The sequence below is a fragment of the Delftia sp. 11MD genome (assembly GCF_050907895.1).
Classification (GTDB): Bacteria; Pseudomonadota; Gammaproteobacteria; order Burkholderiales; family Burkholderiaceae_C; genus Comamonas; species Comamonas tsuruhatensis.
Genome location: NZ_CP194333.1, coordinates 4785141 through 4802563, shown reverse-complemented (window position 1 = coordinate 4802563; position 17423 = coordinate 4785141). Strand labels below are relative to the sequence as shown.

General features: G+C 65.0%; 13 protein-coding genes and 1 riboswitch. Of the genes, 11 read left to right on the top strand and 2 right to left on the bottom strand.

What is annotated here, in order from left to right; all coding sequences use genetic code 11:
* Window positions 1-57: 57 nt before the first annotated feature.
* Window positions 58-2160 (top strand): elongation factor G, encoded by a 2103-nt coding sequence (gene fusA / locus ACRSCF_RS21970; RefSeq protein ID WP_244386616.1) that lies wholly within the window; start codon window positions 58-60, stop codon window positions 2158-2160.
* A gap of 286 nt (window positions 2161-2446) precedes the next feature.
* Here fusA and ACRSCF_RS21965 read toward each other — a convergent pair whose 3' ends face one another.
* Complete coding sequence (locus tag ACRSCF_RS21965; protein ID WP_411165070.1) at window positions 2447-3634, bottom strand: IS481 family transposase; 1188 nt, start codon at window positions 3632-3634, stop codon at window positions 2447-2449.
* Between the two features lie 276 nt (window positions 3635-3910).
* Entirely contained in the window at window positions 3911-4825 is a 915-nt protein-coding gene (locus ACRSCF_RS21960) for an inositol monophosphatase family protein (RefSeq protein ID WP_016449664.1), read from the bottom strand.
* A 216-nt stretch (window positions 4826-5041) separates the two neighbouring features.
* Here ACRSCF_RS21960 and ACRSCF_RS21955 point away from each other — a divergent pair, with 216 nt between their 5' ends.
* From ACRSCF_RS21955 to cas1c, 10 genes are all read left to right on the top strand, one after another.
* Window positions 5042-5869, top strand: a complete 828-nt coding sequence (locus tag ACRSCF_RS21955) for an RNA methyltransferase (protein ID WP_088166809.1) — start codon at window positions 5042-5044, stop codon at window positions 5867-5869.
* A 35-nt stretch (window positions 5870-5904) separates the two neighbouring features.
* Complete coding sequence (gene cysE / locus ACRSCF_RS21950) at window positions 5905-6729, top strand: serine O-acetyltransferase (protein ID WP_432675086.1); 825 nt, start codon at window positions 5905-5907, stop codon at window positions 6727-6729.
* A gap of 62 nt (window positions 6730-6791) precedes the next feature.
* Complete coding sequence (locus tag ACRSCF_RS21945; protein WP_016449661.1) at window positions 6792-7454, top strand: nitroreductase; 663 nt, start codon at window positions 6792-6794, stop codon at window positions 7452-7454.
* A 62-nt stretch (window positions 7455-7516) separates the two neighbouring features.
* Window positions 7517-7642: riboswitch (TPP riboswitch) on the top strand.
* 265 nt (window positions 7643-7907) lie between these two features.
* Window positions 7908-9851 carry a phosphomethylpyrimidine synthase ThiC gene (gene thiC, locus ACRSCF_RS21940; protein WP_034368871.1) on the top strand — a complete coding sequence of 648 codons (1944 nt, stop codon included), beginning with the start codon at window positions 7908-7910 and terminating at the stop codon, window positions 9849-9851.
* A gap of 174 nt (window positions 9852-10025) precedes the next feature.
* Entirely contained in the window at window positions 10026-12269 is a 2244-nt protein-coding gene (cas3, locus tag ACRSCF_RS21935) for a CRISPR-associated helicase Cas3' (RefSeq protein WP_244386608.1), read from the top strand.
* A gap of 41 nt (window positions 12270-12310) precedes the next feature.
* Window positions 12311-12985, top strand: a complete 675-nt coding sequence (gene cas5c / locus ACRSCF_RS21930; RefSeq protein ID WP_034368868.1) for a type I-C CRISPR-associated protein Cas5c — start codon at window positions 12311-12313, stop codon at window positions 12983-12985.
* On the top strand, window positions 12982-14814 hold the full coding sequence (gene cas8c / locus ACRSCF_RS21925) for a type I-C CRISPR-associated protein Cas8c/Csd1 (RefSeq protein ID WP_126311754.1): 1833 nt from the start codon (window positions 12982-12984) through the stop codon (window positions 14812-14814). Before cas5c ends, cas8c begins: the two co-directional genes overlap by 4 nt.
* Window positions 14811-15692: a type I-C CRISPR-associated protein Cas7/Csd2 gene (cas7c, locus tag ACRSCF_RS21920; RefSeq protein WP_034368866.1), complete on the top strand. Its 882-nt coding sequence runs from the start codon at window positions 14811-14813 to the stop codon at window positions 15690-15692. The genes cas8c and cas7c overlap by 4 nt, the downstream gene beginning before the upstream one ends.
* A gap of 27 nt (window positions 15693-15719) precedes the next feature.
* Window positions 15720-16376 carry a CRISPR-associated protein Cas4 gene (cas4, locus tag ACRSCF_RS21915; protein ID WP_034368863.1) on the top strand — a complete coding sequence of 219 codons (657 nt, stop codon included), beginning with the start codon at window positions 15720-15722 and terminating at the stop codon, window positions 16374-16376.
* Window positions 16361-17401 carry a type I-C CRISPR-associated endonuclease Cas1c gene (cas1c, locus tag ACRSCF_RS21910; RefSeq protein WP_034368861.1) on the top strand — a complete coding sequence of 347 codons (1041 nt, stop codon included), beginning with the start codon at window positions 16361-16363 and terminating at the stop codon, window positions 17399-17401. The genes cas4 and cas1c overlap by 16 nt, the downstream gene beginning before the upstream one ends.
* Window positions 17402-17423 lie beyond the last annotated feature (22 nt).

The window sequence follows — 17423 nt, the reverse complement described above, 5'->3', positions numbered from 1 at the left end:
ACCCTTCGAACCGGCAGATCACGCACTTACGCTTTCGTAGCACCCAGGAGTCCTTTCATGGCCCGCCATACCCCCATAGAACGCTATCGCAACATTGGTATCTCCGCGCACATCGATGCCGGCAAGACCACCACGACCGAGCGCATCCTGTTCTACACCGGGGTGAGCCACAAGCTGGGCGAGGTGCACGAGGGCGCCGCCATCATGGACTGGATGGAGCAGGAGCAGGAGCGCGGCATCACCATCACCTCGGCGGCGACCACCTGCTTCTGGAAGGGCATGGACGGCCGCTTTGAACAGCACCGCATCAACATCATCGACACCCCGGGCCACGTTGACTTCACCATCGAGGTGGAGCGTTCCATGCGCGTGCTTGACGGCGCCGTCATGGTCTATGACGCCGTGGGCGGCGTGCAGCCGCAGTCCGAGACGGTCTGGCGCCAGGCCAACAAGTACAAGGTGCCGCGCCTGGCCTTCGTCAACAAGATGGACCGCACGGGCGCGGATTTTCTGCGCGTGCGGCAGATGATGATCGACCGCCTCAAGGCCAACCCCGTGCCCATCGTGTTGCCCATTGGCGCAGAGCAGCAGTTCACCGGCGTGGTGGACCTGCTCAAGATGAAGGCCATCATCTGGGACGAGGCCACGCAGGGCATGAAGTTCGAGTACCAGGACATTCCCGCAGCCATGGTGGCAGACGCCAGGAAGTGGCGCGAGTCCATGGTGGAGGCGGCTGCCGAGGCCAGCGAAGACCTGATGAACCGCTACCTGGAAGAGGGCGACCTGCCCGAGGCCGACATCCTGCGCGGCCTGCGGCTGCGCACCATTGCGGGCGAGATCCAGCCCATGCTGTGCGGCTCGGCCTTCAAGAACAAGGGCGTGCAGCGCCTGCTGGACGCCGTGGTCGAGCTCATGCCTTCCCCGCTGGAAGTGCCGCCCGTGGAAGGCCATGCGGAAGACGGCTCCATCATCGTGCGCCATGCCGATGACAGCGAGAAGTTCTCTGCCCTGGCCTTCAAGCTGATGACCGACCCCTTCGTGGGCCAGCTCACCTTTGTGCGCGTCTACTCGGGCGTGCTGAACAAGGGCGACAGCGTGCTCAACTCCGTCAAGGACAAGAAGGAGCGCATCGGCCGCATCGTGCAGATGCATGCCAATGAACGCCTGGAGGTCGATGAAATCCACGCCGGCGACATTGCCGCCTGCGTGGGCCTGAAGGACGTGACCACGGGCGAGACCCTGTGCGACCCGTCCGCGCCCATCGTGCTGGAGAAGATGGTCTTCCCCGAGCCCGTCATCGCCCAGGCCGTGGAGCCCAAGTCCAAGGCCGACCAGGAAAAGATGGGCATTGCCCTGTCGCGCCTGGCGGCCGAAGACCCGTCCTTCCGCGTGCGCACCGATGAGGAATCGGGCCAGACCATCATTGCCGGCATGGGCGAGCTGCACCTGGAAATCATCGTGGACCGCATGAAGCGCGAGTTCAACGTGGAAGCCAACGTGGGCAAGCCCCAGGTGGCCTACCGCGAGACCATCCGCAAGAAAGTCACCGATGTGGACGGCAAGTTCGTGCGCCAGTCAGGCGGCAAGGGCCAGTACGGCCACGTGGTCTTCACGGTGGAGCCGCAGGAACCCGGCAAGGGCTTCGAGTTTGTCGACGCCATCAAGGGCGGCGTGGTGCCGCGCGAGTACATCCCTGCGGTGGAAAAGGGCGTGGTCGAGGCATTGACCAGCGGCGTGCTGGCCGGCTACCCCGTGGTGGACGTCAAGGTCACCCTGACCTTCGGCTCGTACCACGACGTGGACTCCAACGAAATGGCCTTCAAGATGGCGGCCATCTTCGGCTTCAAGGAAGCCGCCAGGAAGGCCAGCCCCGTCATCCTGGAGCCCATGATGGCCGTGGAAGTCGAGACGCCCGAAGACTACGCCGGCACCGTCATGGGCGACCTGTCCTCGCGGCGCGGCATGGTGCAGGGCATGGACGACATGGCCGGCGGCGGCAAGTCCATCAAGGCCGAAGTGCCCCTGTCCGAAATGTTCGGCTACGCCACCTCCCTGCGCTCGCAAACGCAAGGCCGTGCCACCTACTCCATGGAGTTCAAGCACTACGCCGAAGCACCGCGCAACGTGGCCGAGGCCGTGATCAACGCACGCGCGAGGTAAAAGAGGCGGCAAACGTGCAGCGGGCAGCATGCTGCCCCTGACCCAGGCCCCCTCTCACCCCTCCCGTATGTCCACGCCTGCGCCGGGCCGCCTGCGGGGTTGCAGTCCTGCCGAAGGACAGGACTGCTTCGTCAACTGACTCGCCGTGATGTTTGAGTGGAGCGCGCAGCGCGCAACGAGTTTCACGGCGAACCCCGCAGGCGGCCCGGCGCAGGTTGCCCGCAGCGAAGCGAAGGGTCGCGGACATTCGGGTTGTACGTGTCAAGGACATGGGTAACAACTCAGCTCACAGACATGGGTAACACTTCAAGCTCACATAGTCGTTCTGGGGTCCTCGCACATCCTCTTCGTTGAAGCAGCCCAGTCGCACCGGCCCCAGATACACATCCCACTGCCCAGCGGCCACCTCCTGCATCCCGATCCACTGCCCCGCCAGCAGGTAGCCTATGTAGATCCGCAGCGCTCGCCAGTAAATCAAGCCGTTGTGGCTGACCCGAACCCTTTCCCAATGCTTCGGATACTCCAGCTCCGGTAGCTTTGAGGGGTATGGCCTGGTCGAGTCGCTGTAATGCTGGGCCGGCATGCTTTGCTGCAAGGCCTCATGCGGGCGCTGCTGGTTGTAGTGCTCCACAAAGGCATCGAGCTGCATCTGCAATGCCGCTTTGTCCGCCGCAGGCTCTTTGCCCAGGGCATGCTTGAGCGTGCGGTGCATCCGCTCGTGGCGACCGTTTTGCTGTGGCTTGCCCCTCTCGATGCGCTCCGGGCTGATGCCCAGCCTTATCCACCATATCGCCAGGCGTGACAGGCCCGCCACGCCAGTAGTCGCGAACGGCGGACCGTTGTCACTGCGTATGCGCTCGGGCAGTCCGTATTGCCGAAACACCTGTTCAAAGCTGCGTTTGGCATCCTCGTAGTTGGGGCTGTCGTAGACATGCACGGCCAGCAAATAGCGGCTGGCGTGGTCCATGATGGTCAATGGATAGCACCAGTGACCATCGGCTGTCTTGAACTGGCCTTTGTAGTCTGCACTCCACACCCCATTGGGCTGCTTGCTCGTTCGCAAGGGCTGGGCCGTAGGCACCGAGCGTCTGCGTACACGCCTGCTGCAAACAAGCCCCTCAGCCTTCAGCACGTTGTAGATGGTGGTTTTGCTGGGTGTCTCCTGTGGGCCCCAACGCTGCAGGAGCAAAGCGTGCAGCTTCTTGGGCCCCATCTGTGACCTTTGCTGCGTGCGCAGCTCAATGATGGCCCGGCGCTGTGCATAGCTGATCGCCTGATTGTTCCCGTGGGGCCTGCGACTGCGCTCTTGCAATCCATCCATGCCCAGTTGGCGGTATCGCTCAACCCACTTGTAGGCCGTCTTGCGGCTGATGCCGTAGCGCCTGCACAGCTCGCTCAGCGGCACGCCACTGCGCAGATGGTCGGCTATGAAGAGCAGTTTCTCGTCCATGGGTGCGCACTCCTTCCAGGGCATGGTGATCGCTCCTTGGCTGCTGTTGGCTCCAGCTGCCAAGCTTGGATCTGTTACCCATGTCCTTGTACTGATGTGTCACCTATGAGTGTGAGTCGTACCGGTCGCCTTCTTTGATCTGACCTTTCTTGGCGAATCAAGAAAGGGCAGTCGGCCGCCGGGCCGAGACCCGGCCCCGAAAAGCAACCCCCGGCAGGGGCAAAAAGCGCACCGAACCCACGCCCAACGAAAAACAGCTCCTTGAAGGAGCTGTTTTTCATAAGAGAGGAGAAGCCGGAATCAAGCCTCAGGCTGCTGCTCAGACTCAGCAGTTTCAGCATCAGCGACGGGAGCCGCCTCTCCAGAATCAGACAGCGCCTGCCGCACACCCGCCTTCTCACCAGCAGAAGCAAACTTGCTGTACTTGCCAACGATGCCGACCAGCGCACCATAGATGCGCGGATTGCCCGCCAGGCATTCCTTCTGCTCCAGGAAATCCGCCTCGCCTGTGAAGTTGCCGACCAGGCCACCGGCCTCGGTCACCAGCAGGCTGCCGGCGGCCACGTCCCAGATCTGCAGGCCGCTTTCAAAGAAGCCGTCGGCAAAGCCGGCTGCCACGTAGGCCAGGTCCAGCGCGGCGGCACCGGGGCGGCGCACGCCTGCGGTTTCCTGCATCACGTCGCCCAGCATGTTCATGTACTGCTTGAAGTTGTCGCCACGGCGGAAGGGGAAGCCGGTGGAGATCAGGCTGTCCTTGAGCTGGATGCGCTTGGACACGCGGATGCGGCGGTCGTTCAGGTAGGCGCCGCGGCCGCGCGTGGCCGTGAACAGGTCGTTGCGCGAGGGGTCGTACACCACGGCATGCTCCACCTTGCCCTTGAAGGACAGGGCAATGCTCACGCAGTACACGGGGAAGCCGTGGATGAAGTTGGTGGTGCCGTCCAGCGGATCGATGATCCAGACGTAGTCGGAGTTCTTGGCGCCGAACTCGTTGCCCGATTCCTCTGCCAGGATGCCGTGGCCCGGGTAGGCGCCCAGCAAGGTTTCGATGATGGCCTGCTCGGCCGCCTTGTCCACCTCGGTCACAAAGTCGTTGACCTGCTTTTGTGCGACACGCACGGATTCCACGTCAAGAGCCGCGCGGTTGATGATGGCGCCGGCGGCGCGTGCGGCCTTGATGGCCACGTTGAGCATGGGATGCAGGTTGGTCGACATAGATTGTGAGGCGTTGGCGGAGCAGCGGCTGTGCAAGGAGAGGACGGTCCTCTCTGGCAAAAGCAGGCTGTTTGACGCGGGTAAGAACGGAAAAAGCCGCGTCCGGCGATGCGGGGCGGCGACAATAGCGCGCAATTTTACCCGCCTTGTCCGTTTTGTGCTGCGCAACCTGTCCCGTCTTGGGGGCTCTGCCGGCGCCGGCAGGCCAGCGACGCCATGAAAACCCGATTCGTACTGATAGAAACCAGCCACGCCGGCAATGTGGGTGCCGCCGCCCGCGCCTTGAAGACCATGGGCTTTGACGACCTGGTGCTGGTGCGCCCGCGCTGGCCCAACGTGCTGCGCAAGGAAGAGACCATCCAGCGGGCCAGCGGCGCGCTGGACGTGCTGGGCAATGCGCGCGTGGTCGAGACGCTGGAGGAGGCGCTGGACGGCATCAGCCACCTGTGCGCCACGGCCATGACGCCGCGCGACTTCGGCCCGCCCACGCGCACGCCGCGCCAGCATTTCGAGCTGCTGCTCAGCGGGGCGCTGGATGTGCTGGCTGCGCCCGATGAGGCCGATGCGCCCGATGAAGCGGCACCGCCCACCGATGCATCCGTGTCCGCACCGGCTCCCGCGCCGCGCTGCAACCAGTCCGGCGTGGCCTTCCTGTTCGGCTGCGAGCGCTTCGGCATGAGCAACGACGATGTCTACCGCAGCGATGTGGCGCTGTCGATTCCGTCCAATCCGCAGTTCGGCTCGCTGAACCTGGGGGCAGCCATCCAGGTGGTGGCCTATGAGTGGCGCCAGGCGCTGGGCGGCTTTCCCGTGGTGGAGCACACGCCTGCGCCGCAGCGCGCCGACGCGGCCCAGGTGGCCGGCATGCTGGGCCACTGGGAGCAGGCGCTGGCGCATATCGGCTTTCTCGATCCGGCCGCACCCAAGAAGCTCATGCCGCGCCTCAACCAGCTTTTCAACCGCTCGCAACTGACCGCCGAGGAAATCCACATCCTGCGCGGTGTTGCGAAGGCCATGCTGCAGAGCACCCCACCGAAACGCTAGACTGAGCGGTCTTGTCAACAATAACCAGCCCCTAGATGCTTGACCGCCTGCGCTCCGATATCCAGTGCATCCTCGACCGCGACCCTGCGGCACGCAGCACCTGGGAGGTCATCACCTGTTATCCGGGTCTTCATGCGATCTGGCTGCAGCGCCCGGCGCACTGGTGCTGGAACCATGGCCTCAAGTGGCTGGGGCGCTTCATCTCGCACATCGGCCGCTGGCTCACGGGCATCGAGATCCACCCCGGCGCCGTCATCGGTGAGCGCGTCTTCATCGACCACGGCATGGGCGTCGTCATCGGCGAGACGGCCGTGGTCGGCGACGGCTGCACCATCTACCACGGCGTGACCCTGGGCGGCGCCTCGCTGTACAAGGGCGCCAAGCGCCATCCCACGCTGGGCCGCGATGTGGTGGTCAGCGCGGGCGCCAAGGTGCTGGGCGGCTTCGAGGTGGGCGACGGCGCCAAGATCGGCAGCAATGCCGTGGTCATCAAGCCCGTGCCCGCAGGCGCCACGGCCGTGGGCATTCCGGCGCGCATCATCGCCAGCAAGAACGGCCACAGTGCCGATGTGACCGAGCACGACCCGGCATCGGCCAAGGCCGAGTCCATCAAGGTCCCGGCCTCTGCCGCGCCCCAGCCGTTCACGGCCTACGGCATCACCCAGGAAATGGACCCCGTGGCCCAGGCCATGCGCGGCCTGAGCGATGGCGCGGCCGCGCATGAGCAGCAGATCGCGCTGCTGTGGGAGGCCATTGCCAAGCTCTCGGCCGGCAGCAAGGTGGGCGACTGCGTGCCCTGCGAGTCCGAGCGCCCGCAGGCCTTCCAGAAGGACAAGATCGACCAGATCATGGGCAAGTAGGCCTGCACAAGATCACCAAAGATCCCCAAGATCCCCCAAGAAGACCGGAGACTCCGACCAGCATGAACGTTGAACAGGCCTTGCATGCGCGCCGCTCCGTGCGCGCCTTCCTGCCCCAGTCGCCCGATGCGGCGCTGGTGCGCACCCTGATGGAACAGTCGGCCAATGCGGCCTCGGGCGGCAACCTGCAGCCCTGGCGCGTGCTGGCGCTGACGGGAGAGCCGCTGCAGCAGCTGCTCACCGCCGTTGCCGAAGCCGAGCCCCAGGACGCCCAGCCCGGCCTGTCCTACCCGCCCAACCTTTGGGAGCCCTACCGCAGCCGGCGCTTTGCCAATGGCGAAGAGCTGTACCAGTCGCTGGGCATTCCGCGCGACGACAAGCCCGCGCGGCTGGAGCAGCTGGCCCGCAACGGCCAGTTCTTCGGCGCGCCCGTGGGCCTGATCGTGGCGGTGGACGAGCGCATGGGCCTGCCGCAATGGGTGGACCTGGGCATCTACCTGCAGTCCTTCATGCTGCTGGCCTGCGCCAATGGCCTGGCCACCTGCGCCCAGGGCTTCTGGCGCCGCTACAACGACGCCGTGACCCAGGCGCTGGCGCTGCCCGAGGGCTACCACGTGGCCTTCGGCATTGCGCTGGGTTACGAGGACAAGAGCGCCCCCATCAACGGCTGGCGCGCCACGCGCGCACCGATGGCCGAATGGGGTGCGCTGCGCGGCTTCGACTGACTGCGGCGCATGGCCCCTGGGCAAACCCGCAGGCGATGGGCCGCCAACCATCCCCTATACTTGCCGCTGCTCCGGGGTGTGCTGATGCACTGAGATGCCAACCGGTCCATGCGCTGCATGGGCCAGGAGGCGAACCCGACGAACTTGATCCGGTTGATACCGGCGGAAGAAGAGCGGGACCCTGAAGCGGGGCCGAAGTCAGAGGATGGAAGTCCGCCACGGCGGATACACGCAGGGCCGCAACGGCCAGGCAGGCCACCATCCGATGCGCATCGACCCTTGCCAACCAAGGCTGCTCGTGCGCCTTGGCGTGCGTGGCAACCAGGGGCCAAGGCCATACGGCCCTGGCAGGCCCACACTGGCATAGCCCGGTGCGCGGCCTTTGGCACAGCCCAAGGAGTGTCCGGTTCCCGGAGCGTTGTTGATCGACGCTTTGAACGCAAGGAACCCGACATGAACGCTCCCGATTCCATCTTCACCCCCGCAGCCGGCGAAGCTCCCGACGCACAGCGTTTTTCCGACCTGCTGGCGCAGTCGCGCAAGCCGTTCCCGGCCTCCACCAAGAGCTATCTGCAAGGCAGCCTGCATGCCGGCCTGAGCGTGCCCGTGCGCGATATCCAGCTGACCAATGGCGAGCAGGTCAGCGTCTATGACACCTCGGGCCCCTACACCGATCCGGCCGTGGCCATCGACGTGCGCAGCGGCCTGCCGGGCGTGCGCAATGCCTGGATCGAGTCGCGGGGCGACAGCGAGTACTACGCCGGCCGCCTGCGCCAGGCCCTGGACGACGGCGGCAAGCGCGGCGAGGAAGACGAGCGCGTGGCCCGCCTGCGGGCCGAGGCCGCATCGCTGCAGCGCCAGCCGCGCCGCGCCAAGAGCGGTGGCAACGTCACCCAGATGCACTACGCGCGCAAGGGCATCATCACGCCCGAGATGGAGTACGTGGCCCTGCGCGAGAACGGCCGCCGCGAATGGATGGCCGAGTACCAGCAGGACGCCGCGCGCGAGGCGCGCCTGGCCGGCAACGGCCTGGGCGCCGCCATCCCCAAGATCATCACGCCCGAATTCGTGCGCGACGAAGTGGCGCGCGGCCGCGCCATCATCCCGGCCAACATCAACCACCCCGAGATCGAGCCCATGGCCATCGGGCGCAACTTCAAGGTCAAGATCAACGCCAACATCGGCAACTCGGCCGTCACCTCCAGCATCGAGGAAGAGGTCGAGAAACTGGTCTGGGCCATCCGCTGGGGCGCGGACAACGTGATGGACCTGTCCACCGGCAAGAACATCCACACCACGCGCGACTGGATCATCCGCAACTCGCCCGTGCCCATCGGCACCGTGCCCATCTACCAGGCGCTGGAAAAAGTGGGCGGCATTGCCGAGGACCTGACATGGCCCATCTTCCGCGACACCCTGATCGAGCAGGCCGAGCAGGGCGTGGACTACTTCACCATCCACGCCGGCGTGCGCCTGGCCTACATCCACCTCACGGCCCAGCGCCGCACGGGCATCGTCTCGCGCGGCGGCTCCATCATGGCCAAGTGGTGCATGGCCCACCACCGCGAGAGCTTCCTGTACGAGCACTTCGAGGACATCTGCGACATCATGAAGCAGTACGACGTCAGCTTCTCGCTGGGCGACGGCCTGCGCCCCGGCAGCGCCTCTGACGCCAATGACGAGGCCCAGTTCGCTGAACTGCAGACCCTGGGCGAGCTGACCCAGCTGGCCTGGAAGCACGACGTGCAGACCATGATCGAAGGCCCCGGCCACGTGCCCATGCACATGATCCAGGCCAACATGACCGAGCAGCTCAAGCACTGCCACGAGGCGCCGTTCTACACCCTGGGCCCGCTGACCATCGACATCGCCCCCGGCTACGACCACATCGCCAGCGCCATCGGCGCGGCCATGATCGGCTGGTTCGGCACCGCCATGCTGTGCTACGTCACGCCCAAGGAACACCTGGGCCTGCCCGACCGCGACGACGTCAAGCAGGGCATCATCGCGTACAAGATCGCCGCCCACGCCGCCGACGTCGCCAAGGGCCACCCCGGCGCCCGCGCCCGCGACGACGCGCTGAGCCAGGCCCGCTTCGACTTCCGCTGGCAGGACCAGTTCAACCTGGGCCTGGACCCCGACACCGCCCAGGCCTACCACGACGAAACCCTGCCCAAGGACAGCGCCAAGGTGGCGCACTTCTGCTCCATGTGCGGCCCCAAGTTCTGCTCCATGAAGATCACCCAGGAAGTGCGCGAATTCGCCGCCGCCAAGGGCGTGGCCGAGCAGGAAGGCATTGCCGCCGGAATGCAGGCCAAGGCCGAGGAATTCAACCGTGCGGGCGGGGAGTTCTATATCCCCATCGTGGCGGCCAGCAGCGATACGACGGCGCGTTGAAATCCGCTGACTCCTGATCGGGATTGCGCCGTGTAGGCTGATATTTCCCCTATAGTCGGTCCAGCCTTGGACTGGTCAAATAAACACCGCAGGCGCTTTTGGTGCCTGCGGTGTTTTTTCTTAGAACTATTCCTGTTTTTACCGAGAAATAGACGGAAGAATCTGAATTGTCTTATGGGTGACTTCTTTGCGCATTCCACAGCCAATGTTTCAAAGGCCGATTGGCAATCCCTGCCGGATCACCTGAAGGGTGTGGGCACATTGGCTCGACAGTTCGCACAGGCCTTCGGTGCCGGTGAGCTGGCTGAGATACAGGGCTGGCTGCATGACCTGGGCAAGTACACCGAGCCCTACCAGTTGCGTCTGCAAGGCGATGCTCTTCGTGTGGACCACTCCACCTGGGGTGCACGCATTGCAGCCAAGTACTACCCCGGCATAGGCCATTTGTTGGCCTACGGCATTGCAGGGCATCACGCAGGCTTGGCCAATGGCGACGGGCAGGGGGGAAAATCCACATTGCGTCATCGGCTCGATGATGCTTATGAATTGCCGCAACTCGATCCCTCGTGGAAGCGCGACATCGCATTGCCCGCCAAGCTGCCAATGGTCGATCTCAAGCCTTGTGACGGCAAACGCAAGAATTTCCAGTTGGCATTTTTCACACGCATGATGTTTTCATGCTTGGTCGATGCCGATTTTCTCGATACGGAGCGCTTTTATCTGAAGACGGAAAGCCGTCCCGATCATCGCAGCGCGGGTAAGCCGGCCCCCAGCCTGCAGGCATTGCGCGAGCAGCTCGATCACTTCCTGGCAGGTCTGCCGACGGGGGGCGACGTCAACCCCATCCGCTCAGACATCCTGCAGCATGTGCGTGCGCAGGCGGAACTGGCGCCGGGGCTGTTTTCCCTGACGGTGCCCACGGGCGGGGGCAAGACGCTGGCCTCGCTGGCCTTCGCGCTGGACCACGCCATACGCCATGGCCTGAGCCGAGTGATCTTCGTGATTCCGTTCACCAGCATCGTCGAGCAGAACGCCGCCGTATTTCGCAGGGCCCTGGGCCCGCTGGGCGACGCCGCCGTGCTGGAGCACCACAGCGCTTTCGTGCAGACCGAGCCGCCGCGCGACGACCCCGAAAAATACCAGGCGCAGAAGAAGCTGCAGCTGGCCATGGAGAACTGGGACGCGCCCATCATCGTTACCACGGCCGTGCAGTTCTTCGAAAGCCTGTTCGCCGCCCGGCCATCGCAATGCCGCAAGCTGCACCGCATCGCGGGCAGCGTGGTCGTGTTGGACGAGGCCCAGACCATGCCCCTCAAGCTGCTGCGGCCCTGCGTGGCGGCCATCGACGAACTGGCGCGCAACTACCGCGCGAGCGTGGTGCTGTGCACCGCGACCCAGCCTGCACTGGTGGCGCCCGATTTCGAGGACGGCCTGAACGAAGTGCGGGAACTGGCGCCCGACCCGGACCGGCTGTTCACGCAACTGGAGCGCGTGCGCGTGCGGCACCTGGGCGTGCTGGACGATGAGGCGCTGGCCGGGCACTTGCGCTCGCGCGAACAGGTGCTGTGCATCGTCAACAACCGCCGCCATGCGCGGGCCGTCTACCAGGCCATGGCCGATCTGCCCGGCGCACGCCATCTGACCACGCTGATGTGTGCCCGGCACCGCAGCGAGGTGCTGGCCGAAGTGCGGCAGATGCTCAAGGAAGGCAAACCCTGCCGGCTGGTATCGACGAGCTTGATCGAGGCCGGCGTCGATGTGGACTTTCCCACCGTGCTGCGTGCCGAGGCGGGCCTGGACTCCATCGCCCAGGCCGCTGGCCGCTGCAACCGGGAGGGACGGCGCGCCAGGGATACCAGCGAGCTGCTTGTGTTTCTGCCGGGCAATCCGGATTGGGCACCGCCACCTGAACTCAAGCAGTACGCGGAGAAGGCGCGAGAAGTGCTCAGGCAGTTCGAGGCGCAGCCTCTGGCCCCCGAGGCCATCCAGCGCTACTTCTCGCTGCTGTACTGGCAAAAGGGCTCGCAGGCCCTGGATGTGCCGGATCTGCTGGGGCAACTGACGGCAAGCCGCTTCGACAGCCTGCCGATGGAAACCCTGGCGGCGAAGTTCCGGCTCATCGACAGCGTGCAGATACCGGTGATCGTGCCGTATGACGACAAGGCCAGGGACGCGCTGCGGGCGCTGGAGCATGCGCAAGGCAGCGTGGGCCTGGCGCGCAGCCTGCAGCCCTACCTGGTGCAACTGCCGCGACAAGGCTTTGATGCACTGCGCAAGGCCGGGGCCGTGGTGCCGGTGGCCGAGAGCAAATGGGGTGATCAATTCATGGTGCTGGCGCACGAGGGCTTGTACGACCCGCGCCATGGCATCCATTGGGATGAGCCCGCGCTGATCCAGACCGAGCATTTGTGCTGGTAGCGCAGGCAACGGTGTCTTGCCGCTGAAGGAGAGGAGAGGGCATGGGATTTGGAGTGAAACTGAAGGTCTGGGGTGAGCGCGCCTGCTTCACCAGACCCGAGATGAAGGGTGAGCGCGTCAGCTACGACGTCATCACGCCTTCGGCCGCGCGCGGCATTCTGGAGACTATCCACTGGAAGCCGGCTATACGTTGGAGCGTAGACCGCATCCACGTACTGAAGCCGATCCGCTTTGAATCGATACGGCGCAACGAGGTCGGCAGCAAGATCTCTCCGGCCAGTGTGTCCAAGGCGATGAAGGTCGGCTCCACGGAAGGCTTGGTCACGCATGTGGACCAGGACCGCCAGCAGCGTGCGGCCACGGTGCTGCGCGACGTGGCCTATGTGATCGAGGCGCATTTCGAGCTCACGCCCAAGGCCGGCGCCGACGACTCGGTGGGCAAGCACCTGGACATCTTCAACCGCCGAGCGCGCAAGGGCCAGTGCTTTCAAATGCCCTGCCTGGGCGTGCGCGAGTTTCCGGCGGACTTCGGTCTGCTCGAAGACGGCGAGGCATTGCCAACACCGCACGAAAGCCTGCTGCCCGAGCGGGACCTGGGCTGGATGCTGCACGACATCGACTTTGCCAACGGCATGGCCCCGCGCTTTTTCCGCGCCAGCATGTCCGGTGGCGTGATCGCCGTGCCGCCCTGGCACAGCGAGGAGCTCAAGTCATGATCCTGCAGGCGCTTGCCACCTACTACCAACGGCTGCTGGAACGCCGCGAGGAGGGCCTGGCGCCCTTTGGCTACAGCCCCGAGAAGATCAGCTACGAGATCCTGCTGGCCGCCGATGGCCGTGTGGTGCAGGTCAACGACATCCGAGACACCACAGGCAAGAAGCCGCTGCCGTGCGTGATGAACGTGCCCCAGCCGGAGAAAAGAACGGTGGGCATCAAGTCCAACTTCCTCTGGGACAAGACCAGCTATGTGCTGGGCGTGAGCGCAACCAGCAAGCGCGCGGACAAGGAGCATGAAGCCTTCAAGGCCTTGCACCGCGAGCATCTGGCCGGCACGCAGGACGCGGGCCTGAAGGCCTTGCTGGGCTTTCTCGATGCCTGGACGCCGCAGCAATTCGAAGCGCCCCATTTCACCCCGGACATGCTCGATGCCAACATGGTGTTCCGCATGGATGGCGAAAAGGCCTATCTGCACGAACGCCCGGCCGCTCAGGCCCTGCGTGCCCGGCTGCTCGCCAGCGACGACGGTGGAGAAAGCAGTCAGGAGTCGGTGGCGACCTGCCTTGTGAGCGGCGAAAGCCTGCCCGTGGCGCGCCTGCACCCGGTCATCAAGGGCGTCAGCGGTGCGCAGAGCTCCGGCGCCTCCATCGTCTCCTTCAACCAGGAGTCATTCACTTCCTACGGCAAAAGCCAGGGCGACAACGCACCTGTCTCGGAGCAGGCCGCCTTTGCCTACACCACCGTGCTCAACCACCTGCTGCGGCGCGGCGAGCACAACCGCCAGCGCCTGCAGATCGGTGATACCAGCATCGTCTTCTGGGCCGAGGCCGCAGATGGCCAGGAGGCCGAACAGGCCGTGCGGGCCGAGTCGCTGCTGGCCGACCTGCTCGATGACCGTCCCTCGGACGACCAGGAGACCGCGCGCATCCGCATCGAACTGGAGAAGGTGCAGAAAGGCCGGCCGCTCAGCGACATCGACCCCAGGCTTGAGGAAGACACGCGAATGTACGTGCTGGGCCTGGCGCCCAATGCCTCGCGCATCTCCATCCGTTTCTGGGAGGTCGGCACGCTGGGCCTGTTTGCGCGCCGCCTGGCGGAGCATGCGCAGGACTTTCATCTGGAGCCTGTGCCCTGGAAGACCGCGCCCTCGGCTTACCGCGTGGTGCTGGCCACGGCACCGCACCGTGAGGGCAGCGCGCCCAAGATGGATGACGCCATGAGCAATCTCGTGGGCGAGTTCATGCGCGCCGTGCTCACCGGCCGCCCCTATCCGCGCAGCCTGCTGGCCAACGTGCTGATGCGCATGCGCAGCGACGGCCATCTGTCGGGGCTGCGCGTGGGTATCTGCAAAGGCATTCTGGCGCGTGAGCGCCGCCTCGGAATCAACAGTGACAAGGAGGAGATCCCCGTGAGTCTGGACAAGGAATCCACCAACGCGGCCTACCGGCTGGGCCGCCTTTTCGCCGTGCTGGAAAGTGCCCAGCGCCAGGCGTTGGGCGGGCAGGTCAACGCGACCATCCGCGACCGCTACTACGGCGCGGCCTCGGCCACGCCGGCATCGGTATTTCCCATGCTGCTGCGCAATGCGCAAAACCATCTGGGGCGCCTGCGCAAGGACAGGCCGGGCGCTGCCGTGGGGCTGGAAAAGGACATTGGCGAGATTGTCGGCGGCCTCACCGACAGCTTCCCCCGCAGCCTGCGCATCGAAGACCAGGGCCGTTTCGCCATCGGCTACTACCACCAGTCGCAAAGCCGCTTCAACAAGTCTGCCGCCAACGACGACAGCACCGATTCCACCGAAGACCGCACTGACGGAGATCCCGCATGACCGCCATCGCCCACCGCTACGAATTCGTCTACCTGTTCGACATCACCAATGGTAATCCCAATGGCGATCCGGATGCCGGCAACCTGCCGCGCCTGGACCCCGAGACCAATCGAGGCCTGGTCACCGATGTCTGCCTCAAGCGCAAGATCCGCAACTTCGTGAGCCTGGACAAGGAAGATGCGCCTGGCCATGCCATCTACATGCAGGAAAAGGCCATCCTGAACCAACAGCACCGCAAGGCCTACGAGGCCATCGGCCTCAAGCCCGAAGACAAGAAACTGCCCAAGGACGAAGCCAAGGCCCGCGAGATCACGGCCTGGATGTGCGCCAACTTCTTCGACATCCGCACCTTTGGCGCTGTCATGACCACGGGCGTCAATGCGGGCCAGGTGCGCGGACCCATACAGATGGCCTTCGCCACCTCCATCGACCCCGTGGTGCCGCTGGAAATCTCCATCACGCGCATGGCCGTCACCACGGAAAAAGAGGCCGAAGCCCAGAGTGGCGACAACCGCACCATGGGCCGCAAGCACATCATTCCCTACGGCCTGTACCGTGCCCATGGCTTCATCTCGGCCAAGCTGGCCGAGCGCACCGGGTTTTCCAACGAGGACCTGGACCTGTTCTGGCGCGCGCTGATCAACATGTTCGAGCATGACCGCTCCGCCGCACGCGGCGAGATGGCGGCGCGCAAACTCATCGTCTTCGAACATGAAAGCGCCATGGGCAACGCGCCTGCGCATGTGCTGTTTGACGCCGTCAAGGTGGAGTCCGCACAGCCGGCCGATGCGGGCGCTCCCCGGCGCTTTGCTGACTACCGTGTGCACATCGACACTGCGGCCGTGCCTTCGGGCGTGACCCTGCGGGAACTGATCTGAGACGGGTGGCAAAGCCGCCGACGCACCATGAGCGAAGACGACGCCATTGCCCTGTCGGCATTGCAACACTACTTGTACTGCCCAAGGCAATGCGCCCTCATCCATGTCGAGCAACTGTGGGCCGAAAGCCGGCATACGGCTGAAGGCCGGCTGCTGCACGAAAAGGCCGACAAGCCCAAGGCCGAGCGGCGCAAGGGTGTGCGCACTGTCACGGCCATGCCGCTGGCCGATACGCGCCTGGGCATCACCGGCATTGCCGACGTGGTGGAATTCCACCAGGGCCCACAGGGCGAGCGAGCGTTTCCCGTGGAGTACAAGCGCGGCCGGCCCAAGGCCCATCGTGCCGATGAAGTCCAGCTCTGCGCCCAGGCGCTGTGCCTGGAGTCCATGCTGGGCCAGCCGGTAGAGGCGGGCGCCCTTTACTACGGTGAGGCCCGCAGGCGCACCGATGTGCGCTTCGACAACGAACTGCGCCAGCTCACCTGCGGCACCATTGCCGCGGTGCGCTCCATGCTGGACTCGGGCACCACGCCAACGGCGCGCTACAGCCCCCGGCTGTGCGATGCCTGTTCGCTGCTGGACCTGTGCCAGCCCAGGCTGTTGGGGCGCACCCAGAGTGTCAATGCCTGGCTGTCAGCGCAATGGGGCCAGCAGATGGAAGAAGGTCCATGCGACGGCAACTGAACACCCTGTACGTGACCACCGAAGGCGCCTGGCTGCGCAAGGACGGTGCCAACATCGTGATGGAGGTCGAGCAGCGCGAGCGTGCCCGGCTGCCGGTGCACATGCTCGAGAGCCTGGTCTGCTTCGGACGCGTGCTGGTGTCTCCACCGCTGATGGGCTATTGCGCCGAGCAGGGCATCTGCACCAGCTTTCTCACGCCCAACGGGCGCTTTCTTGCGCGGGTGGAGGGGCCTGTTTCCGGTAACGTGCTGCTGCGCCGTCAGCAGTACCGTGTCAGCGATGATCCGGGCCGTTGCGCCGCCATCGTCCACAACATCCTGCTGGGCAAGCTGCACAACCAGCGCGCGGTCCTGGGCCGGGCACTGCGTGACCACGGCGACAAGCTGGAGCCCGAAGCCGAGGCAGCACTGACGCACGCCTACAGGCGGCTGGGGCGCATTGCGGACAAACTGCCCGGAGAAACCAGCCTGGACATGCTGCGCGGCTACGAGGGCGAGGCGGCGCAGGCCTATTTCGGCGTGTTCGACATGCTCATTCGCGTGGACAGCCCCGCCATGCGCTTTCAGGGGCGCAGCCGGCGCCCACCGCGCGACGCGGTCAATGCCTTGCTGTCTTTTCTCTACACCCTCGTCACGCACGACTGCCGCTCAGCACTCGAAAGCGTGGGCCTGGACCCCGCCGTGGGCTTCCTGCACCGTGACAGGCCTGGGCGCCCCAGCCTGGCGCTGGACCTGCTGGAGGAATTCCGCCCCCTGCTGGCGGACCGGCTGGCGCTGTCGCTGATCAACCGCAAGCAACTGGGTGAGCGCGACTTCCAGACCATGGACAACGGAGCGGTCCTGCTGACCGAAGCATCACGCAAGACCGTGCTGACCGCCTACCAGGAACGCAAGCGTGAAGAACTGCGCCACGCCTTCATCGAAGAAAAAGCCGCCATCGGACTGTTCCCCTTTATCCAGGCGCAACTGCTGGCCCGCCACCTGCGCGGTGATCTCGATGCCTATCCGCCATTCCTTTGGAAATGAAACATGGCCCCCACGCTTCCTT